The sequence below is a fragment of the Novosphingobium sp. FKTRR1 genome (assembly GCF_020404405.1).
Taxonomy (GTDB): Bacteria; Pseudomonadota; Alphaproteobacteria; order Sphingomonadales; family Sphingomonadaceae; genus Novosphingobium.
The window spans coordinates 37,113-57,939 of the sequence record NZ_JAIZDA010000005.1 but is presented as its reverse complement, the minus strand read 5'-3'; the positions used below and the strand labels follow the sequence as shown (position 1 = coordinate 57,939).

Below are 20,827 nucleotides of genomic sequence, written 5' to 3'. Positions count from 1 at the left end.
GAAACTGCCCGTGCCCGATACCGATCTTGCCAATCCCGTTTCGTCCGGCCCCAATTCGGCAGAAGCGCGCGACGTGCGCTATCACCTGCATGGCTATACCGACGCCCGCCGCCATGCCGAGATCGGGCCGATGGTGATCGAACGCGGCGAAGGCATCTACGTGTACGACAACAGCGGCAATCGTTTCATCGAGGCGATGTCGGGTCTGTGGAGCGTGGCGGTCGGCTTCAACGAACCGCGTCTGGTCGATGCGGCGGCCAACCAGATGCGCAAGCTGCCTTATTACCACACCTTCACCCACAAATCGCACGGGCCGGTGATCGATCTGGCTGAAAAGCTGATCTCGATCGCGCCGGGCGGGATGAGCAAGGCGTTCTTCACCAATTCGGGGTCAGAGGCCAACGACACCGCGATCAAGCTGGTCTGGTATCGCTCCAATGCGCTGGGCAAGCCCGAGAAGAAGAAGCTGATCTCGCGCCAGCGCGCCTATCACGGGGTCACGCTCGCTTCGGCCAGCCTGACCGGCCTGCCCAACAACCACCGCTCGTTCGACCTGCCGATTGCAGGTGTGTTTCACACCGGCTGTCCGCATTTCTACAAGGATGGGCTGCCGGGTGAAACCGAAGAGCAGTTCGCCACACGCCGCGCCGAGGAACTGGACGCGCTGATTCAGGCCGAAGGGCCCGACACGATCGCGGCTTTCTGGGCCGAGCCGCTGATGGGCGCGGGCGGCGTGGTCGTGCCTCCGGCAACCTACTGGGAAAAGATCCAGGCCGTGCTGGCCAAATACGACATCCTGCTGGTGGCCGACGAAGTGATCACCGGCTTCGGACGTACCGGCAACATGTTCGGCTGCGAGACGTATGGCATCAAGCCCGACATCATCCTGCTGTCCAAGCAGATTTCCTCGTCCTACCTGCCGCTGTCGGCGCTGCTTGCCAACGATCGCGTGCTCGATCCGATCATCGAGGAAACGGGGCGTATCGGCACGCTGGGCCACGGCTTCACCGCCGGTGGCCACCCGGTGGCGGCCGCAGTCGGTCTGGAAAACATCGCGATCATCGAAGAACGCGATCTGGTCGGCAATGCGCGGAAGGCTGGCGCGCATCTGCAAGCGGGCTTGCGCGCCCTTGCCGATCACCCACTGGTCGGTGAAGTGCGCGGCGTGGGCCTGATCGCGGCGATCGAACTGGTGACCGACAAGGCGGCCAGAGTCGCCCTTGAAAAGCCCGGACAACTTGGGGCGCTGGCCAATGTGCAACTGCATGGCAACGGCGTGATCTGTCGGGTCATCGGCGATGCCGTGGCCTTCTGCCCACCGCTGATCATCACCGAGGAGCAGATCGACGACCTGCTGGCGCGTGTGAAAGCCGCGCTGGATGCGGTCGCCGCCGAAGTACTCTGATCCCGGCCCACTGAACCCCGCAGGGCCGGGCGAGGACAATTCAAGCACGCATTTGCCAGATTGATAGGACGTGCCCCGTGCATGCGCCTATCAATCTGGCAATCGCCTGTTTGGGCGCACTTTTTTGCGGAGACTTGTCCATGGCCCTTGATGATCCTGCCGTCGGCGCGAGCGAAGCGGCGCTGACGCTGCGCTATGGTGCCGACGCTCCTGTCGGCCTGCGCTGGAACCCGACGATTGCCGAATTGCTGGCGCACCGCTCGGTCCGCGCGTACCTGCCCGACGCCCTGCCGACCGGTACGATCGAGACGCTGGTGGCGGCCGGGCAATCGGCGGCAAGTTCTTCCAACCTGCAATTGTGGAGCGTGGTGGCCGTCACCGACGCCGACAAGCGCCGTGAACTGGCGGCGCTGGCGGGGGGCCAGAAGCATATCGAGCAGGCGCCCCTGATCCTGCTGTGGGTTGCCGATCTGGCCCGCGCCAAACTGCTGGCCGACGAAGCCGGGCAACCTTCGGAGGGCTTCGACTTTCTCGAAAGCTTTACCGTTGCCGCCATCGATGCGGCACTCGCTGCGCAAAATGCGGTGGTCGCCGCTGAATCGCTGGGACTTGGCACGGTCTACATCGGTGCCTTGCGCAACCAGCCCGAACAAGTCGCTGCCGTCGCGGGTCTGCCGCCCCACGCGGCAGTGGTGTTCGGTCTGGTGGTCGGCAAGCCCGATCCGCTGCGCCCCGCCGCGGTCAAGCCGCGCCTGCCGCAAGGTGTGGTGCTCCACCGCGAAGCCTATGCGCTCGAAGCCCAGCGCGAGCCGGTTGCCCGCTACGACGATACGGCGCGCGCGTTTCAAGCATCGCAGGGGCAGGATGTGCTCGGCTGGCGCGCACTGTTGATCGCGCGCGGACGGTCGGCTGCATCTCTCAACGGTCGCGACCGGTTGAAGGCCGCGCTGCGCGCACTGGGCTTTGCGCTGCGTTAAGCCTTCGCGTGCCCGAACAAGGGCGGCTTATGACCGCTGCAAATGGGTTCATGATCTCTTACAATTGGCTTGCGGCGCCATCTTGGTCTTGGACAATCGGGACCAATTGGCGCAATTTCCGGCCATTCGGCAACATTTGAAGGTGAACGATGGAATTCTTGACCGGCTTTGCCGCCTGGCTGGGAGCCTCGCCGATCACGGCGCTGGTGACATCGCACGGGTGGATCGTCCCGGCGATCCAGGTGGTGCACATTCTGGCGATTGCCGCCGTGGTGATCGGGGCGGCCTTGATCAACTTGCGCGCTTTGGGACTTGCCGAACAAGGGCGCAGCCTGCGCGTGGTGCTCGATGCATGGCTGCCGGTGCTCTACTCGGCGGTCGGAATCCTGGCGTTCACGGGCTTCCTGCTGATCGCCAGCGAACCTGACCGCGCGTTGTTCCGCACGATCTTCTGGGTCAAGCTGGGGCTGATCGTGGCGGCGCTGCTGGTCACCCGTGCGCATGGCCTTGCCGCGCGTGACACGGGCGATCAGTCCTCGGTGGCGGTAACCAGAACGCCGCTGCACACGCTGCTGGCGGTGGCATCGCTGCTGCTGTGGGTCGGCGTGATCTATGCCGGTCGCTGGATCGCCTATGCCGATGGCTGGCCCGGCGCGCCGTCCTGATCTCCTCCTGCATTTCGAAAGCTATCCGTCATGAGTCTTCAGGACTTTGCCAACACGCTGGCTGATACCTGGCTGGCCACCGAACTGACCGACAGCACCTGGCTGTTCGGGACGGTCGAATCGTTCCATGTCGTTGCACTGACGCTGGTGTTCGGCTCGATCGCGCTGGTCGATCTGCGCCTGCTGGGGCTGGTGCAGGGCAGCCGCCCGGTCAACGACCTGCTGCGCAGCGTGCTGCCGTTGACATGGGCAGGCTTTGCGCTTGCCGCGATAACCGGCACGACGCTGATCTTCGCCAACCCGATCGGCTATTCCGAGAACTTCTTCTTCAAGGGCAAGCTGCTATTGCTGCTGCTTGCCGGCCTCAACGTCGCGGTGTTCCACTTCTGGGTCCAGCCGCGCGCTACGTCACCCGAGGCGCTTGCACCGCGCATTTCGGGCGGTATTTCGCTGGTGTTGTGGGTGACTATCGTCAGTTTCGGTCGCTGGATCGGCTTCACGATCTGAGCGTTTCACGCAGCGCCTGAACTTACAAAAAGGGCGGCGGGAGAGGGTATCTCCCGCCGCCCTTTATTGCTTGGTACGAGCGTCAGTAGTGGATCACGCGCGGGGTGCCGCCGCCTGCGGCAATGGCATCGCCGGTGATCGCATCGCTGCGGGGTGAGGCCAGAAAGGCAACAATGCCGCCAATCTCCGCCGCATCGACCACCCGACCGATCAGGTTGTGGCCGAACAGCGCCTTTTCGGCCTGCTCGGTTGTCGTTCCATCGGCCGATGCCCGCGCGTCGATCAACGCCTGTGTCTTTTCGGTGCGGGTGGCGCCGGGGTGGACAACGGTGGCGTTGACGCCCTTCGGCCCCAGTTCGTCGGCCAGCGCCTTGGTCAGCGCGGCCACCGCGACATTGCGCGCAGAGCCGGGGATCGTGGTGGTCTGGCGCGCGGCCAGGCCGCTGATGTTGATGATTCGACCCCAGCCATTGGCCACCAGATGCGGTGTGGCAGCGCGCGCGACACGCAGGTAGCCGACCAGCTTGGTGTCGAGTTCGTCAAGCAGCACGGCTGATTCGACCCCGGCCACGCCGGGGATCGCGGCGGGCAAGCCCGGCCGCGCGGCGTTGTTGACGACGATGTCGAGCCCGCCCAAGCGTTCGGCCGCGCCATTGACCAGCGCATCGACTTCGGCATCGCTGCGGGTGTCGGCCACCAGCGCGTGGACTTCGCCGCCGGTTTCGTCGGCCAGTGCCTGCGCTGCCGCTTGGGCTGCTGCGCCATCGCGGCCGGGAATGACCACGCGGACGCCTTCGTCAAGCAGGGCGCGGGCGATGGCCCTGCCGATACCCTTGCTGCCGCCCGTGACGAGTGCGCGCTTGCCCGAAAGAAGCAAGTCCATGGCGTCGTTACTCCCGATGTGTCCTTGGCCGCGAACCGGTGGCCATCAATGGCCGCCAGCAGCCGCCTTTTCGATGTCGATCAGGCGCGCTTGCAACACTTGTCCGGTGTCGAGCAGGGTGATCTTGCGGAACCCGCCGCCATGCTGGCCATCGCGCAGCGGATTGACCTCGACCGCCACGCGCTGGCCGACGTTCAGCGACTTGCGGCTCCAGCCAAGGCGCGTCAGGTTGCCCGGGCTGGTCAGTTCGACCGCCCAGACGCCGCCCACATTGGCGGGAGCGGCGACATCGACCTGCAGCGATACGTGCGGGTTGACCCAGCGGAATTCCTTGACCTTGCCCTGCAGTGTCACGACCTTGGCCGGATCGAACATGGCAAAGCTGTGGTGCGCGCTGGCGCTTCCGGTCATCGCGGCAAGCGCGGTCAGCGACAGGGCGGCAGTGGCAACGATCGTCTTGCGGGACATGGCAGCGCTCATCATTTCACGGGTGGGGGCAGGATGTTGCCATCCTGCTGGTGGGTGATTTTGTAGACCGGGTTGCCCCACTTGTCAGTCGCTTCCTCGAAATCGCCCTGGCGGCAGACGCCTTCGACGATTTCATAGCTGCGCTTGCGGTTGCGATAGGACAGGCGGCGCGTCTCATAAGGGCGCGTCAGGATGTGCGGCGCCTCGATCACCAGATCATCGGCCAGCGTATCGGGCGCAATCAGATGGATGCGTTCGTGGATCACCGTATCGCCTCCGGTCGGGATGCCCACCGCCTCGCTGATCGCGAAGTAGACTTGCGGCAGGATACCCTTGGTCTCGACCACCAGCGTATCGCCTTCCCAATGGCCGACCGAATAGCCGTGGAAGCTGGGGTCCGGATCGTCGGGCAGTTTGCGCCCATCGGTCCAGATCCGGCGCAACCGGTTGCCGTCCGATTCGCCCAGCAGTGTCACCCGGCCCGGGCTGAACAGGAACTCCGAAGCGTTGTGCGTGATCAGCGCCAGACTGGGCATGCCATGCGGCAGGCAATCGAGCAGCAATCCGCGCGGACGCCCTTCCTTTTCCTCATTGGTCCAGAAATCGACCTGCTTTTGCACCTCGGGCTTCCACGGCACCGGGTTGGTCGTGATCTGACGGACCTGATCGGAGATGTCGGGCACCCATGTGCCGGTCCAGTCGGGCAGCTTGCCGATGGCCGCCCAGTCGGCAGCTGTCGGCGCGGGCGAGACCGGATCGGCCGGGGGCGTTTGCGCGACGGCGATGGCCGACACGAGCGTCAGGGCAGCGGCCGATGCGGCGGCGAACAGGCGGTTGCGCAAGGTCATTTGGGGGGCTGGGCTCCGGGAATTGCGCCAATCGAAAGAACCTGACCAGTGGCAACGATCACGCCGCGCTTGAACTGGCCCGAGCGCCGACCGTCGCGGATCGGATTGATTTCGACAACCACTTTGTCGCCCGCCTTCACCGACGCGCGCGACCAGCCCATTTTGGCAAGGTTGGCGGGGCTGGTCGGCAGTTCAAGCGACCACAGGCCGGGGGCGTAGCTGCCCACTTGCGGCGCATCGACCCACAGGATCGCGTGTGGCGCGGTCCATTGCAGGTTGCGCACGGTCGCCTCGAACTTGAGCGGCTTGGACGGGTCGAACATCGAAAAGCTGTGATGCGCCAGCGCCGGGGTTGCCAGCGGCGCACCGATCAATGGCAAGAGGGCCAATGCGCCAAGCGCTGCGCGTAACATGGAACGGGAATTCATCGATGGGCTCCGGGTGAAGACACGGCGGGTGAGGCGGCAGGTGGGGCTGCATTCGGCTGGTCGGGCGGGACGGGCGCGCCGCCTGCGTCCTTGGGAATCGGGCTGAACACCGCATTGCCGTTGGCATCGGTGTCTTCGAAGAAATCGCCCTGACGGCATGAGGATTCGACGATGTCGTAACTGCGGTCACGATGGCGCGTGAACGTGCGCGAGACATGCCAGGGCGCAGCCAGAACCTTGGGCGCATGGACCACAAGATCGACCTTGAGGGTGTCCGGGCCGGTCAGCGCGATGCGCTCTTCCACGTGCATGCCGCCATTGTTGGGAAAGCCCACGCCCTGGCTTAACGGGATAAACACTTCGGGCAGGATGCCCACCGTATCGACGACCAGCGCCTGACCCTCCCAGTGGCCGATCGAATGACCGCTGAACGATGGGTCGGGATCGGCGGGGTGCGGACGACCATCGGTCCAGATGCGGCGGGTGCGGTTGCCGTCGAATTCACCCAGCACCGTGACCCGCCCCGGCGTGACCAGAAACTCGACCGCGTTGAGCGTCTGGGTGACGCTGCTGGGCAGTCCTTCGGGCAGGCAGTTGGTATAGATGTTCTGCGGCTTGCCTTCGGCATCAAGCTGCTTGAGCTTGTCGATCTGGCTGGCGATGGCAGGAAGCCATTGCGGTGCCTCGGGACTGCCGGGGACGTAGCGATCCAGCGGGCCGGGGCTCCACACGCCCGAAAGGTCGGGAAGATCGGCGATCGCTGCCCAGTCGGCCTTGGTCGGCTTGGGGTTGGACAGGGGAGCCTCGGCGGCAATGGCGCTGCCGGGAATGGCCAGTCCGGAAAGAGCAAGTCCGGAAAAGGTGAACGCCGCGGCGCATCGCAGTCCGGTGCGGACAAGAATGTGATCTGACATCGTTGCTTTACCTGCGCGGGGACTCCCGCCTATCGTCCGGCTTGTGCCGACCGACCATGCCAGCGAAAATCCAGAATTCCTTGATTGGCGTTGAGCATTACTGGTTGGACCCGGTTCGGTCGATAGGGCGGTGTGTCACCCATGAAAAAGCGTCTTTCCATCGGAGTGCTGGCCAGCGCGGTCGGCGTTTTCGCCCTTGCACTTGCCGCACCTGCCAGTGGCAAGCGGGCGGGCCCTTCGCTCAATGCAGTCTGGGCGAACCCCGCCAAGCGCGCGCAGGCGATCAAGGCGGGTGAACCGGTGTACCAGCAGCACTGCGCGTCGTGTCACGGGGCCGATGCCAAGGGGCTGGCTGCGGCGCACACGCCTGATCTGACAGATGGCCGCTGGCTGTTCGGCGGGGACGATATCGACACGTTCCTGATCCGCCCATCGGACATCGCGTTCACCACTCTGCACGGTATCCGCACCAGCGATCCGCGCTCACGCAACCTTGCCTCGATGCCAGCGCTCGGCGTCGGCCACAGCCTTGAGCCCGACGAAGTCGCCGCCGTGACCGAATATGTGCTCAAGCTGGGCGGCCAGCCGCACGACGAAAAGCAACTGGCGCTGGGCAAAGAGACGTTCGAAGGCGAGGGGGGCTGCTATGATTGCCATACCGTGCAGGGCTGGGGCGATACGGCCACCGGCTCGGCCGATCTGACGCGGCCCGAAACCTATCTTTACGGGCACGACCGCGCATCGATCGCAGCCAGTGTGGTCGAAGGGCGGGCCGGTGTTTCTCCGGCCTTTGCGGGCAAGCTCACCCCGCAGCAGGTGCGCGACCTGTCGATCTATGTCCTGTCGCGGGCCAAGTCGCGCAAATACATCTGACGGGTTATGAGGGAATATAAACCCTTTATTTAAATAACTGATATTTTTCGATTTAATATCATTTCGGGCAGGAATTGTAAGAAATATCGGCGGTGCTGCAATAGGGCGTTCCCCAAGAAGCCGATCCGTTTTGGCGGATCTGAGCTTCGGTTCGATGTCTTGTAGATCTCACAAGGTAATCAGGGGAATTCCATGCAATCTGATCGCTCGCCCGCCCTCGGGCGTGGGCGTTTTCTTGCAAGTGCCGCGCTGGTACTTGCCGCGTCACTCCCGCACTTCGCTCTGGCTGCCGCCCCATCAGCTCCGGCTGTGGATGCGCCTGCACCCGCCGCGCCTGCTGCCGACGGTGCCGCGCCCGATGCGTCCGGGCAGAGCGGCGTCGGCGAAATCATCGTCACCGCGCAAAAACGGCCCGAAAGCCTGCAGCGTACGCCGATCGCGCTGACCGCAATCGGCGGGGACAGCATCCGCCAGCAGCAGATTTCGACTTTCCGCGATCTGTCGGGAGGGCGCGTGCCGGGCCTGTTGGCGCCCAAGCGTTCGACCGCCTACACCACGCAGCAGTATTCGATCCGCGGTATCGGCGAGATCGACACATACCCCGAGCCGGCGGTGGCGGTCTATGTCGACGACGTCTACCTCGCCCGCACGGTGGGTTCGCTCTATGACACGCCCGATCTTGAGCGCGTGGAAGTGCTGCGCGGCCCGCAAGGCACGCTTTATGGTCGCAACTCCAGCGCGGGCGCGATCCGCTTCATCACCAAGGATCCCACTGCAGCGCCTTCGCTCGATGCGTCTGCCAGCTATGGCAGTTTCAAGAACATCGACGTCAAGGCGCGGGTCAACGGCGCGATTCTGGCCGATGACAAACTCAACGGCGCGCTGACCGTAATCCGTCACACCCGCGACGGGTGGGAACACAGCGTACCGCTGGACCGCGATGTCAATGACATCGATTTGTGGGTGGTGCGCGGCAAGCTGAAGTCGCAAGTCGCGCCGGGCTTTACGTTGACGTTGGCGGGCGATGCCATGTTCGACCGCGGATCGCAAAGCTACTACACTCCGGTCAACCAGCCCAACGGCATTCCCGGCAGCGGCCAGGCGACAGACCCGAACCTGACATGGTCGGACACGCTGCCCTACAACCGCACCACCACTTATGGCGGATCGCTGACCGCCAAGTACGAGATCGACAACCACTTCACGGTGAAGTCGGTGACGGCCTATCGTGGCCTGCATGGTCCGATCTATTACGACAACGATGGCGTGACCGCGATCAAGGGCGACAGTCTGGCGCTGTTCTGGCAGAAGCAGTTCACCGAGGAGTTGAACCTCAACGGCGAATTTGATCGCTGGAACTTCGTGGCGGGCCTCTACTTCTTCAAGGAAGGCTTCCACAATCACCGGCTCAGCCAGTCAGCCGGCTCGCCGCTCGACGATGTCGGCACCGTCACGCACACCAACAACTGGCTGGATACGACCAGCTGGGCGGTATTCGGTCAGGCCAACATCAAGGCCACCGACCGCCTGACCTTCACGGTTGGCGGACGCTGGACGACCGACCGGCGCAAGTTCCACAACATCGGCCAGACCGGGCGCAGCTGGGGGCTGCACGACCCGCAGGACTGGGGCTACAACCCCGATCAGTTCTTCGTGCAATATCCGACGGGCGCCAGTGCTGCGGCCACCCTCGCCAGCTATGACGTGACCGCCGATCCCAAGAGCTTCTCGCGCTTCACCCCCAAGCTGGGTGTGCAGATCGACTGGAACAAGAACGTGTTCCAATACGCCTCGTTTTCGCAAGGCTTCAAGAGCGGGGGCTACGATTTGCGCTCGGTAAGCGCGATCGGGTCGAGCACGCCCTATCTGCCGCAGTTGACCACCACGTATGAAACCGGCCTCAAGACCCGCCTGTTCGGCGGCAAGGCTACCTTCAATCTTGCAGCCTATTACAACGACATCAAGGACTTCCAGGTCCGCGCGACGTCGACCGCTGCGCTTGGAGTGGTCACCAACCAGTTGATCAACGCGGGCAAGGCGGCGTCGTGGGGGGCAGAGGCAGAGCTCACTCTCGCGCCGGTCGATGGGCTGAACATCACCGGCAGCGCAGCGTGGTTGCGCACCAAGTATCGTACCTTCACGGCCACGTTGCCGGCCAATGTTGCAGGCCGTACGACGCTGCTCGGGCTTGATTTCCCGTACGCGCCCGAATGGCAGTTCGGCGGATCGATCAACTACCGCCTGCCGCTGCACATTCCCGGTGCGCTGCGCGTCGGCGCTGATGCGCAGTACGAATCGCGCCGCTTCCCCGACATCTACAATACCCCGCAGATCGCGGTCGGCGCGCAGACCTATGTCAACGGCACGATCAACTATACCGCCGCCGACGACAGCTGGAGCGTGGGCGCCAGCGTGCGCAACCTGTTCAATCTGCGCCGGGGTCAGTTCGGTGGCTACTCGCCCTCGAACGCGGGCAAGTATCCGCTCTACTACCTCGCGTACAACGAGCCGCGGACGCTCAACGTCACGGTGACCAAGTCGTTCCATTGATCGGCATGCGGTAGCCGCTGCGGGTGCTGCCGCTTTCCGATCGCCACGGCTCTAACTCAACTTTATTGGTTGAGTTAGAGCCGTTTGCGCGTTAGGGCTGCAACAGCTTGGCGATCGTGTTCAGGCTTTTGTTACTTCAAGCTTCAGGGAGGTGGCGCTGATCCAATCCCGCGCGGCGTGGCCGGGCCGGTATTGCAGCGCATCGTGGTCATGACAGATGCTCCCGTCCTGATTATCGGCGGTGGTTTCAGCGGTACTTTGCTGGCCATCAATCTTGTCCGGCTGGGTGGACGCGTCATCCTCATCGAGCGCGACGAGGCCGCGTTGGCCAAGGGGCTGGCGTTCGGCACGCGCCATAGCGAGCACTTGCTCAACGTGCGCGCCTCGAACATGAGCGCGTTCCCCGACGACACCAAGCATTTCCTGCGCTGGATGGGTTTCTCCACGCTCGATCAGGCCAACCGCTTCGTGCCCCGGCTCGCCTATGGCCAATACCTGCACGCGCTGCTGGTCAAGTCGCTGGCAGCGGCGGGCAATCGCCTCACCATCCGCCCCGGCACCGCAGTCGATCTGCACGAGCAAGCCGACGGCGTGGTCCTGACCTTGCAGGATGGTGCGCAGATCGTCGGCAGCGCGGCCGTGCTGGCGCTTGGCAATTTCCCGCCGCGTCTGCCCGGTGTGCTGAGCGGACTGCCCGCGCGCCTTGCGGTCAATGATCCGTGGGCCACCGATGCGCTTGCCGGGCTGGCAAACGATGCTCCGGTGCTGCTGGTCGGTACCGGGCTGACGGCGGTCGACGTGATCCTGTCGCTGACCAGGCAGGGCCACTACGGCCCGGTCCTGTCACTGTCGCGCCGGGGGCTGCACCCGCGCAGCCATCTGCCGGTTGGACCTGACCTTGGCGTCGTGCCGATCCCGCCAGAGCGCGGGACGGCGCTGATCCGGGCGACCCGCAACCGGGCCAAGGCGGTTGGCTGGTGGCAGGCCGTCGACGAGTTGCGACCGCATACGCGGACCTTGTGGCAAGCACATTCCGCGCGCTCACAGGCGGCCTTCCTGCGTCACTTGCGCCCTTATTGGGATGTTCATCGCCATCGGCTGGCACCGGCGATCGCCCAGCAGCTTGCGGCACAGGAAGCGACCGGGCGGCTTAACTTTGCCGGTGGGCGGATCGTGTCGGCACAGGCGAACGATGGCGAAGTCGCCGTCGCCTGGCGTCCGCGCGGGACCGACGGCCGACAGGTGTTTCATGCCGCGCGCGTGATCAACTGCACCGGCCCGGAAGGTGACATTGCCGAAGTCCGCCAGCCTCTGCTCGGCACTCTGCTGGAGCGCGGCACCTTGCGCGCCGATGCGCACCGGCTGGGGCTGGATGTCGATCCGCAGTGGCGTGTGCTGGATCGCGCAGGGGCGGCGGCAAGGCGGGTGTTTGCCGCCGGACCGCTGACCAAGGGGGCAGCGTGGGAGATCATCGCCGTTCCCGATATCCGCCATCAGGTCTGGGAGCTGGCGCGCACTTTGGCGGGCAAGGATACCGTCGTAAGGCGAACCGGCAGCGGCGAGGATTGAACGCCAAGGCCGCCGACCCGAAAGGATCAGCGGCCTTGCGTCCCAATTCTGGCTCAGGCCAGTCCCGGTTCAGGCCAGTCCCGGTTCAGGCCATTCCCGGTTCAAGCAGGCAGGCGTCCGGCAAAGGCCAGTTCTTCCACCGGCTTGCGCGGGCTCGGGGCTTCGCGGGCCTGCAACGCTTCGGGCAGGCTTGCCTTGTCACCACGACGGCCGATGGCGATGGCGACTTCGACGGTGTAGCGATCACCGGCACCCAGCACTTCGGGCGCGCGCGCATGGTCGTATCCGGCCATGCCATGCGTCGCCAGACCCAGATGGTGCGCCTGCAATGCCAGTTGCGCCCAAGCGGCACCGGCATCGAAGCTGGCGGTAGTGGCGGGCTGGGCCTGATCCGAGCCGGGCGGCACGATCAGCTTGTCAGCCAGCACGAACACCAGCGCGCTGGCTTTGCCCGCCCACGCAGCATTGAACGGCAGGAGGAGGCCCAGCAGCGCGTCCCACGATGCATCGCCTTGCAGCGCCCAGACGAAGCGCCAGGGCTGGTAGTTGAATGCCGACGGGGCCCAACTGGCGGCATCGAACAGCGTGAACAAGGTGGCCTGATCGATCGGCGAGCCATCGAAGGCGCGGGGCGACCAGCGGTCGAGGAACAAGGGCAGCACATCACGGTGGGTCGAACGGGGCATTGGTGGTTTTTCCCTTTGTGGGTTGGGGGAACGGGGAATCCGAAAGGTCGTTGGTCAGGCGCTTGGCGTGCGCGCGGCCTCGGTCCAAGCGACAATCGCTTATACCCGCTTGAGGCTCCACGATAGGTGCACATATCTGCCAGACGCCATGCCAAAGCCTCAAATTTCAGGTGGCCTGTCAAGCATTTCTCGCTTGCAACGGCTTAACTCTATTAATAGCGTTGAGAATATTGCAGGCCCGCGCGTCGGGACCGCCGGAATCCTCTTTTGCGAACCATAACCCTTTTGACAAAGGCTTTGTCATGGCCACTCAGGCAGCGATCGCCCACCGCCCCGATCTTTCGCCGCAAGGACTTGCCGCGCTGACCCGCGCGCTCGCCGAACGGGCCGAGGAGTATGATCGCAACCCCCGCTTTCCCGAGGAAAACTTCGCGATTCTGGCAGACGGAGGCCTGCTCGGACTGACCGTCGATGCCCGGCTGGGCGGCGGCGGGGCGGGCTTCGTCGATGCGCTGCGGGTGTTGAGCGCGGTGGCACAGGGTGAGCCTTCGACCGCGCTGATCCTGTTCATGACCTTTGCGTTCCATGCCTCGCCTGAAAAGAACGGGCGGTGGGACCGTGGACTGTACGAGCGGCTGGCGCGCGAGGCCGTTGCCGGGCGCGGTCTGATCGGGACATTCCGGGTCGAACCCGAACTCGGCACGCCGGTGCGTGGTGGCCTGCCCAAAACGACCGCTCGGCGCACCGCCGACGGCTGGGTGCTGAACGGCGAGAAGATCTATTCGACCGGCTCGACCGGGCTCGACTGGTTTGCGGTTTGGGCCCGCACAGACGACCCGACCGCGCGCTTGGGCACGTTTCTGGTCGACCCACACAGTCCGGGGATCGAGATCGTGCCCGAATGGGATCATCTGGGCATGCGCGCCACGGTCAGCCACAAAGTGGTGTTCACCGACACCCTTATTCCTGCTGACCATGCCGTCGACGTGCGCGAACCGCTCGACTGGCTGCCCAAGCCCGGCGAGGATCAGGGCGCCTTCCTGTGGAATGCGCTGGCGATCGCCACGATCTATGACGGTGTGGCCCGTGCGGCGCGCGACTGGCTGGCGGGTTATCTCAACGAGCGGGTGCCGACCAACCTTGGCGCGTCGCTGGCCACGCTGCCGCGCGTGCAGGAAAAGTTCGGCGAGATCGAGGCGCTGTTGCACACCAACCGCGTTCTGATCGAAACCGCCGCCGCGTCGGCCGATGCGGGACAGGCGCCCAACGGAGTTCAGGTCAATCTGATCAAGCACATCGCCAACGCCAATGCGATCCGTGCGGTCGAAATCGGGCTGGAACTGACCGGAAACCCCGGCATCAGCCGGCGCAATCCGCTTGAACGCCATTATCGCGATGTGTTGTGCAGCCGGATTCACTCGCCGCAGGCCGACACCGTGCTGATCAGCGCGGGCAAAGCCGGACTCGGACTTGCCTGAAGCTTTATATCGTCCTCCGCCGGGCCGTTCTGGCTGACCCGGCGGAAGTCGATCCGGCCTGATCAGGCAGCTTGGGCCTGCGCCGTTTCGGGCAGATGCGCCAGAACCGCAGCGGCTTCTGTGCGCACCAGCCAGTCGGGGCTGATGTCGATGAAGCGGATGGTGTGGTCGGCATTCAGCACGATCACCGCCGGTTGGGCGATTTCATAGCTGTTGGTGCCAAGCGTCGCACCGAACCACGGCTTGCCCGGTTCTGGCATCGGCTGATCTTCGGGCAGGAACGACAGCGATAACTGGCGGCTGAGCGCATAGCCCGGATCGGCGTATGTCGGAAAATTCAGCCCGTGCCGTTCGGTCGGCCCCTTGTCGACCGGGATTTGCACGCTGATGGCCAGCAGCGGAATCCCCGCTGCCGACAGCGCCGGATAGAGCGTTTCGTTGTAGTAGGGCAGTGCAAGGTTGCACGCCGGACACCCGCCAAACCGGAAGAACACCAGCACCGCCGGGCCATTGGCAAGGATGTCGGTGCTGGGCACGTGGATGCCATCGACATCGACCAGCGTGAACGGCTCGACCCGGTCGCCCGCCTTGGGCAGCGCCGCAGGATCGTGGCGCTCGACCAGCACGCGCCGCTGATTGGCGTTCTTGGCAAGCTGTTCGGGGGGCCAGGTTCGGTCGCGTTCGGCCTGCAATTCGGCAAACCGTTCGGCCAGGCTCTTGATCGACATGCGCACACCTCTCCGCTGCGTTGATACAGCTCAGAGGTAGGCAGCCGTCCGCCCGCGCAACATCAAGAAGCGCAGGGCGCCGGTTGAGTGTTTGTCATAAAGGTGGTGTCGATCAGAGCGCGGCGACCGTCTGCCGCGCCAGTTCAGCCAGCCGCGCGGTGGCCGCATCAAGTCCGGTGGCCGTCTGCAAAATACACGAAACGCGCGGCAATGGTGGCAACGAAGGATCGACCAGCGGTTCATCCTTGCTGAACAGATGCGTCCGGCAGGTGACGCCAAGGCCAGCCTGTACCGCGGCGCGCAGCGTGGTGAGGTTGGGGGTCTCAACTGTGATGCGGAATGGCCTGCCGGCATCCTCAAGCGCGCGAATCGCGGCTTCGCGGAAGCGGCAGGGAGTTTCGAGCACGGCCAGCGGGATCGTTTCGCGCGCGATGAGCGCGGCATCGCCGTACCAGGCCATCGGCGCATGGGCGACGGCCGACGGGTCGCTGGGCGCGGCAAACCCAAGCACGATGTCGAGCTGGCGGCGCTCCAGCAAGCCCAGCAGTTCGGCGGTCCCGGCGATGCGCGAATAGATCTGCGCTTCAGGGTGCAGTTCGGCGAACTGGCCGAGCAGGCCCGATAACAGCATTTCGGCAAAATCCTGAACCATGCCGATCCGCGCGGGGCCTGCGAAATACCCGGACGCCACCGCGGCCACTGCCTCGTCGTGCAAAGTCAGCACCTTGCGCGCATAGTCGAGCATCAGTTCGCCCGCTTGGGTCAGCGTCAGCCGCCTACCGTCGCGGTGGAACAGCGATTGCTGCAGCAGTTCTTCCAACCGCTTGATCTGCAGGCTGAGCGCGGATTGGGTGACAAAAACCTTCTCCGAGGCGTTGAGCATCGAACCGGTATCAACGATCGCGACGAAGCTGCGCAGGAGGTTTGTCGGCAGATTGACCGGCATTGTGGGGGCACCATGGTTTGCGTGAGCGACGGGGGGCGCTGCGGTGGTCCGCCGGCATCGGTTGAGCCGGTCTCATAAGCGCCGAATGATTATCAATCAAAAAAGTAGACATTTAGTGAGGCAAAGCAAGTCTTTTCGTTTATCAAGGCTCTGCAAGCTGCCGACCCCATCGCCCAAGGGGCCGGGATTGCCCATTTTTTGCCGCTGTTACGCTTGCTTATGAGTGCGCCAAATACCCCGCTTGAAAAACTCAATTGAGAAAGTAGACTTTAAGGTATTGGCTTGATCCGACTTTTCTCGAGAAAGTGATTCCGCATGGCATCGCCAACGCAAATCGCCTCCCGGATCAGCGCCTCGCGCTGGTTCTCTCCTTTGCTGTTCCTTGGCCTGTGGGAACTGGGTTCGCGCACGGGCCTGATTCCCGAGCGCACGCTGGCTGCGCCGTCGGCTGTCGCGACAACGCTGTTCGGCATGGTCGTATCGGGCGAACTGCCGGTCAATCTTGCGGTCTCGTTCGGGCGGGCGGCGCTGGGTCTGGTGATCGGTGTCACCGTCGGCATCGTGCTGGCCTTGATCGCGGGCCTGTCGCAGCGTGGCGAAGCGGCGGTCGATCCGATCATGCAGATCAAGCGCACGATCCCGACACTGGCGCTGACGCCGCTGTTCATCGTGTGGTTCGGCATCGGCGAGACGCCCAAGGTCGCGCTGATCGCGTTCGCCTCGATGTTTCCGGTCTATCTGAACCTTTACAGCGGCATTCGCGGCGTCGATCTGCGCCTGCTTGAAGGCGCGCGCAGCTTTGGCCTCAGTCAGGCCGAACTGATCTGGCACGTGATCCTGCCCGGCTCTTTGCCTTCGCTGCTGGTCGGCCTGCGCTATTCGCTGTCGATCTCGATCCTCGTGCTGGTGGTGGCCGAACAGATCAATGCTTCTGCGGGCCTCGGCTATCTGATCAACAACGCCCGTGATTTCCTGCGCACCGACATCATCGTGGTGTGCCTGATGGTTTATGCCGTGCTTGGCCTTGGTGCCGACTGGCTGGTCCGCCTGATCGAGCGTCGCGCGCTGGTCTGGCGCCCCAGCCTTGTGGAACAATGATTGCGGGGCCTGATCCCGATGGAGTCTGAACTCATGGACGCTCGTCTCAGTTTCCTGTCCGATGCCGCTCCGGCGCCGATCATCACGGCAGAGCCGCCGGTCGTTCGCCTGCGTGGCTTTACCCGCGCGTTCGGCGACAATGTGATCATCAAGGGGCTCGACCTCGACGTCGCGCCTGGCGAGTTCGTAGCGCTTTTGGGCCGTTCGGGTTCGGGCAAAACCACGTTGCTGCGTACATTGGCCGGGCTCGACAGCGCGCCCGGACAGGATGTGCGGGTGCCGACGTCGCGCGCAGTGGTGTTTCAGGATGCCCGCCTGCTGCCGTGGAAGAAAGTATGGCGCAACGTCGCGCTCGGGCTCAAAGGCGCCGATATCCGCGAACGTGCCGAAGCGGCGCTGCGCGAAGTGGGCCTTGGCCACCGGCTCGATGCTTGGCCACTGACGCTTTCGGGGGGCGAAGCGCAGCGCGTGGCGCTGGCCCGCGCGCTGGTGCGCGAACCCAAACTGCTGCTGCTCGACGAGCCGTTTGCCGCGCTCGATGCGCTGACCCGCATCAAGATGCACGGGCTGGTGCTCGACCTGTGGCGTGCGCACCGTCCGGCGGTGCTGATGGTCACGCACGACGTGGACGAAGCGGTGGCGCTGGCCGACCGCATCCTCGTGCTCGATGCAGGGCGTATCGCGGCGCAAGAGCGGATCGAGATCGCGCGCGGTGAACGCGGCGACCTGACCCGGCCCTTGCGCGAAAAGCTGCTGGGCATTCTGGGCGGCAACAGCGCATCCGATGGCGTCATCCCGTTCCCGCAGAGCGTTCACGCATGAGCGTTGCGCTTGCTCCTGAAAGCGACACCGGCGTCGGCATCGCCCGCTTGCGCGGGTTCGTGACCAGTCTTGCGGAACTGCTCGCCAGCACGCGCGACGAAGCCGAGATCCTGCAATCGGGCGCCAAGCTGCTGGCGCGACTGGTTGCACATGACGATTGGCTGCCCGATCAGTTCGCGGTCCCGCACCCTGATCGGTATCAGCAATATCTGCTCCACTGCGACAGCCGCGAGCGGTTCAGCGTGGTCTCGTTCGTGTGGGGACCGGGACAGGGCACGCCGATCCACGATCACCGCGTCTGGGGGCTTGTCGGGATGTTGCGTGGCAAAGAAAGTGCCGAGCGTTTCGTCCGCAAACCCGATGGTGCGCTCGCCAGCCTTGGTGAACCCGAACTTCTGCTGCCAGGGCAGGTGGAAGCGGTCAGCCCGCGGATTGGCGATATCCACCGGGTGACCAATGCCGAGCCGGATCGCCCGTCGATCTCGATCCACGTTTATGGCGGCAACATCGGTGCGGTCGAACGCGCGACTTATGCGCCTGACGGCACCCCCAAGCGCTTCATTTCGGGCTATGCCAACACGGTGGTGCCCAATCTTTGGGACAGGTCCGCAAAAGCATGAGCGTTACCCCGCAGGATATCCGCAATGCGCTGCTGGCGCGCAGCGAGATCGCCCTGATCGACTTGCGCGAGGAAGCCGATTTCGCCCGCGCTCATCCCCTGTTCGCCGCACAGATCCCACTGCGGCGGCTTGAGGCTGAGGCGCGCTGGCGGCTGCCGCGCGCTGATGCGCCTGTGGTGGTCTATGACAATGGTGAAGGCCTGGTAGAACCCGCGCTGGCGCAACTGGCCGCGCTGGGCTTCACCAATGCCCATGCGCTGCAAGGTGGCCTTGGCGGCTGGCGCGATGCCGGGTTCGAGCTGTTCGAGGACGTGAATTCGTACTCCAAGGCGTTTGGCGAACTGGTCGAGCACAACCGCCATACGCCCTCGCTGCCCGCGCCCGACGTACAGGCCTTGATCGACGAGAAGGCCGATATTGCCGTGCTCGATGCGCGGCGGTTCGATGAATATGCCACGATGTCGATCCCCGGCGGGGTGAGTACGCCCGGCGCCGAACTGGTGCTGCGCGCGCGCGCCGTGGCGCCTGATCCGGACACCACGATCATCGTCAACTGCGCCGGGCGCACCCGTTCGATCATCGGCGCACAGTCGCTGATCAACGCAGGGCTGCCGAACAAGGTCTTTGCCTTGCGCAACGGCACCATCGGCTGGACGCTGGCGGGGCAAGGGCTCGATACCGGCCAGCAGCGCCGCGCCCCCGAACCCGAAGGTGACTTTGCCGACGAGGCGCGGGGCAAGGCGCGCGCGGTATCTTATCGCGCCGGGGTGCGGCACATCGGCTGGGCCGAATTGCAGCACTTGCGCGGCCAGACCGACCGCACACTTTATCAATACGACGTGCGCCTGCCCGAAGTTTTTGGCGCGGGGCATCTGCCCGGGTTCCGCAACGCGCAAGGCGGGCAACTTGTGCAGGAAACCGACCATTTCGCCCCGGTACGCGGCGCCCGCATCGTGCTGGCCGACGACCTTGGCCCCCGCGCCGACATGACCGCTTCATGGCTGGCGCAGCTTGGCTGGGAGGTGCTGGTGCTCGACTGGCCGGGCAGCGTGGCGCTCGAAACCGGGCCTGACGGCGCGCCGCCACCGCGCGGGCCCGAGGGCCGTTACAAGCGTCCTTACGAGGGCACCGACACTGCTGCTGCCGCGATGCAGGCCTATCTCGACTGGGAATACGGCTTGGTCGAACAGCTTCGCCGTGATGGCACGCACGGCTTTTACGTCATCTGATTTGTCATTTGATTTCGGCAGGAAAGGGACCATCCCATGCCCGTGAAGTTCATCGGTTACATCGGCTTCAACAACACCTCGGAAATCCACGGCGGCACGCGCAGCCGCATCCTTGATCGCGATTATGTCGATCAGGCGGCGCGCGCGCAGGAAGCGGGCGGGTTCGACCGCGTACTGATCCCGTTCGGCTCCAACTCGCCTGAAAGCCAGATCGTGGCGGCGCATGCTGCGGCGATCACCACCAAGCTGGGCTTTCTGGTGGCGCATCGCCCCGGCTTCACCCAGCCGACGCTGGCCGCACGGCAACTGGCAACGCTCGACCAGCTTTCCGGCGGGCGCATTGCGGTGCACATCATCACCGGCGGCGCGGACGAGGAAATGGCCCGCGATGGCGATGTCGGTAGCACCAAGGCGCAGCGCTATGCGCGCACCGATGAATACCTCGACATCCTGAAGCAGGAATGGGTCGCCGCGCAACCGTTCGATCACAAGGGGCGCTTCTATGAAGTGCGTCAGGGCTTCAGCGCGATCAAGCCCGACAACCTGCCGGTGTTCTTCGGCGGTTCCTCGCCCGAGGCGATCGACGTGGCCGGCCGCCATGCCGATGTCTATGCGCTGTGGGGCGAAACGCTTGAGCAAGTGGCGGATTCGCTGCGGCAGGTGCGCCAGTCGGCAGCGCGTTATGGCCGCAAGCCGGGCTTCTCGCTGTCGCTGCGCCCGGTGATCGCCGATACCGAGGAAGCCGCCTGGAAGAAGGCGAACGAGATCGAGGATCAGGTGCGCGCAGCGCGTGAAGCGGCAGGCCTGCCCACCAGCGGCCACCGTCCGCCCAACGCGGGCTCGCTGCGGTTGCTCGAAACTGCTACCGGGAATCGCCGCGACAACCGCCTGTGGACCGGCGTTGCCGCACTGACCGGCGCGGCAGGCAACAGCACCGGTCTTGTCGGCACGCCCGAGCAGGTCGCCGACGCCATGCTGGAATACTACGACATCGGCATCGACCACTTCCTGATCCGCGGGTTCGAGCCGCTGGCCGATGCGATCGACTATGGCGACCACCTGCTGCCGGTGGTGCGCGAGCGGGTCGCTCGTGCCGACCAGCAGCGCAAGACCGAGGCGGCTTGAGCGAAACT

Annotated in this window: 21 protein-coding genes; 13 read left to right on the top strand and 8 right to left on the bottom strand. The window is 64.6% G+C overall.

What is annotated here, in order from left to right:
* Positions 1-10 precede the first annotated feature (10 nt).
* The 4 genes from LDN95_RS07175 (at position 11) to LDN95_RS07160 (ending at position 3,554) form a co-directional block, all read left to right on the top strand.
* A complete protein-coding gene (locus tag LDN95_RS07175; RefSeq protein ID WP_226016976.1) occupies positions 11-1,405 on the top strand; it encodes an aspartate aminotransferase family protein in 1,395 nt (464 codons plus the stop codon).
* 140 nt (positions 1,406-1,545) lie between these two features.
* Positions 1,546-2,382 carry a nitroreductase family protein gene (locus tag LDN95_RS07170; protein WP_226016975.1) on the top strand — a complete coding sequence of 279 codons (837 nt, stop codon included), beginning with the start codon at positions 1,546-1,548 and terminating at the stop codon, positions 2,380-2,382.
* A gap of 149 nt (positions 2,383-2,531) precedes the next feature.
* Positions 2,532-3,047, top strand: a complete 516-nt coding sequence (locus tag LDN95_RS07165; RefSeq protein ID WP_226016974.1) for a DUF6644 family protein — start codon at positions 2,532-2,534, stop codon at positions 3,045-3,047.
* Between the two features lie 30 nt (positions 3,048-3,077).
* Entirely contained in the window at positions 3,078-3,554 is a 477-nt protein-coding gene (locus tag LDN95_RS07160) for a DUF6644 family protein (protein ID WP_226016973.1), read from the top strand.
* Between the two features lie 82 nt (positions 3,555-3,636).
* Here the strand turns inward: LDN95_RS07160 and LDN95_RS07155 are convergent, their stop codons facing one another.
* The 5 genes from LDN95_RS07155 to LDN95_RS07135 are packed head-to-tail and all read right to left on the bottom strand — an operon-like array spanning position 3,637 to position 7,095.
* Positions 3,637-4,437 (bottom strand): SDR family NAD(P)-dependent oxidoreductase, encoded by an 801-nt coding sequence (locus LDN95_RS07155; protein ID WP_226016972.1) that lies wholly within the window; start codon positions 4,435-4,437, stop codon positions 3,637-3,639.
* A gap of 45 nt (positions 4,438-4,482) precedes the next feature.
* Positions 4,483-4,905 (bottom strand): DUF6152 family protein, encoded by a 423-nt coding sequence (locus LDN95_RS07150; protein WP_226016971.1) that lies wholly within the window; start codon positions 4,903-4,905, stop codon positions 4,483-4,485.
* 11 nt (positions 4,906-4,916) lie between these two features.
* Positions 4,917-5,753, bottom strand: coding sequence for a hypothetical protein (locus tag LDN95_RS07145; RefSeq protein ID WP_226016970.1), 837 nt, complete (start codon positions 5,751-5,753; stop codon positions 4,917-4,919).
* Positions 5,750-6,181: a DUF6152 family protein gene (locus LDN95_RS07140; RefSeq protein WP_226016969.1), complete on the bottom strand. Its 432-nt coding sequence runs from the start codon at positions 6,179-6,181 to the stop codon at positions 5,750-5,752. The genes LDN95_RS07145 and LDN95_RS07140 overlap by 4 nt, the downstream gene beginning before the upstream one ends.
* The gene (locus LDN95_RS07135; protein WP_226016968.1) at positions 6,178-7,095 is read right to left on the bottom strand and encodes a hypothetical protein; all 918 of its coding nucleotides are present in this window, start codon (positions 7,093-7,095) and stop codon (positions 6,178-6,180) included. The genes LDN95_RS07140 and LDN95_RS07135 overlap by 4 nt, the downstream gene beginning before the upstream one ends.
* A 141-nt stretch (positions 7,096-7,236) precedes the next feature.
* Between LDN95_RS07135 and LDN95_RS07130 the strand changes: the two genes are divergently transcribed.
* From LDN95_RS07130 to LDN95_RS07120, 3 genes are all read left to right on the top strand, one after another.
* Positions 7,237-7,968 carry a c-type cytochrome gene (locus LDN95_RS07130; RefSeq protein WP_226016967.1) on the top strand — a complete coding sequence of 244 codons (732 nt, stop codon included), beginning with the start codon at positions 7,237-7,239 and terminating at the stop codon, positions 7,966-7,968.
* Positions 7,969-8,160: 192 nt separating this feature from the next.
* A complete protein-coding gene (locus LDN95_RS07125) occupies positions 8,161-10,518 on the top strand; it encodes a TonB-dependent receptor (RefSeq protein ID WP_226016966.1) in 2,358 nt (785 codons plus the stop codon).
* Positions 10,519-10,728: 210 nt separating this feature from the next.
* On the top strand, positions 10,729-12,087 hold the full coding sequence (locus LDN95_RS07120; protein ID WP_226016965.1) for an FAD/NAD(P)-binding protein: 1,359 nt from the start codon (positions 10,729-10,731) through the stop codon (positions 12,085-12,087).
* A 101-nt stretch (positions 12,088-12,188) separates the two neighbouring features.
* Here LDN95_RS07120 and LDN95_RS07115 read toward each other — a convergent pair whose 3' ends face one another.
* Entirely contained in the window at positions 12,189-12,773 is a 585-nt protein-coding gene (locus tag LDN95_RS07115) for a nitroreductase family protein (RefSeq protein ID WP_226016964.1), read from the bottom strand.
* Between the two features lie 302 nt (positions 12,774-13,075).
* Between LDN95_RS07115 and LDN95_RS07110 the strand changes: the two genes are divergently transcribed.
* Positions 13,076-14,251 (top strand): acyl-CoA dehydrogenase family protein, encoded by a 1,176-nt coding sequence (locus LDN95_RS07110; RefSeq protein WP_226016963.1) that lies wholly within the window; start codon positions 13,076-13,078, stop codon positions 14,249-14,251.
* Between the two features lie 62 nt (positions 14,252-14,313).
* On the opposite strand, the gene LDN95_RS07105 is transcribed toward LDN95_RS07110, so the two are convergent.
* Entirely contained in the window at positions 14,314-14,979 is a 666-nt protein-coding gene (locus LDN95_RS07105; RefSeq protein WP_226016962.1) for a peroxiredoxin-like family protein, read from the bottom strand.
* Between the two features lie 112 nt (positions 14,980-15,091).
* The gene (locus tag LDN95_RS07100; protein ID WP_226016961.1) at positions 15,092-15,925 is read right to left on the bottom strand and encodes a LysR substrate-binding domain-containing protein; all 834 of its coding nucleotides are present in this window, start codon (positions 15,923-15,925) and stop codon (positions 15,092-15,094) included.
* Positions 15,926-16,240: 315 nt separating this feature from the next.
* Between LDN95_RS07100 and LDN95_RS07095 the strand changes: the two genes are divergently transcribed.
* The 5 genes from LDN95_RS07095 to LDN95_RS07075 are packed head-to-tail and all read left to right on the top strand — an operon-like array spanning position 16,241 to position 20,819.
* Positions 16,241-17,023, top strand: coding sequence for an ABC transporter permease (locus tag LDN95_RS07095; protein ID WP_226016960.1), 783 nt, complete (start codon positions 16,241-16,243; stop codon positions 17,021-17,023).
* A gap of 33 nt (positions 17,024-17,056) precedes the next feature.
* Positions 17,057-17,845: an ABC transporter ATP-binding protein gene (locus tag LDN95_RS07090; RefSeq protein WP_226016959.1), complete on the top strand. Its 789-nt coding sequence runs from the start codon at positions 17,057-17,059 to the stop codon at positions 17,843-17,845.
* Entirely contained in the window at positions 17,842-18,465 is a 624-nt protein-coding gene (locus LDN95_RS07085; RefSeq protein WP_226016958.1) for a cysteine dioxygenase, read from the top strand. Before LDN95_RS07090 ends, LDN95_RS07085 begins: the two co-directional genes overlap by 4 nt.
* Positions 18,462-19,694, top strand: coding sequence for a rhodanese-like domain-containing protein (locus tag LDN95_RS07080; RefSeq protein WP_226016957.1), 1,233 nt, complete (start codon positions 18,462-18,464; stop codon positions 19,692-19,694). Before LDN95_RS07085 ends, LDN95_RS07080 begins: the two co-directional genes overlap by 4 nt.
* A 36-nt stretch (positions 19,695-19,730) precedes the next feature.
* On the top strand, positions 19,731-20,819 hold the full coding sequence (locus tag LDN95_RS07075) for an LLM class flavin-dependent oxidoreductase (RefSeq protein ID WP_226016956.1): 1,089 nt from the start codon (positions 19,731-19,733) through the stop codon (positions 20,817-20,819).
* Positions 20,820-20,827: the final 8 nt, after the last annotated feature.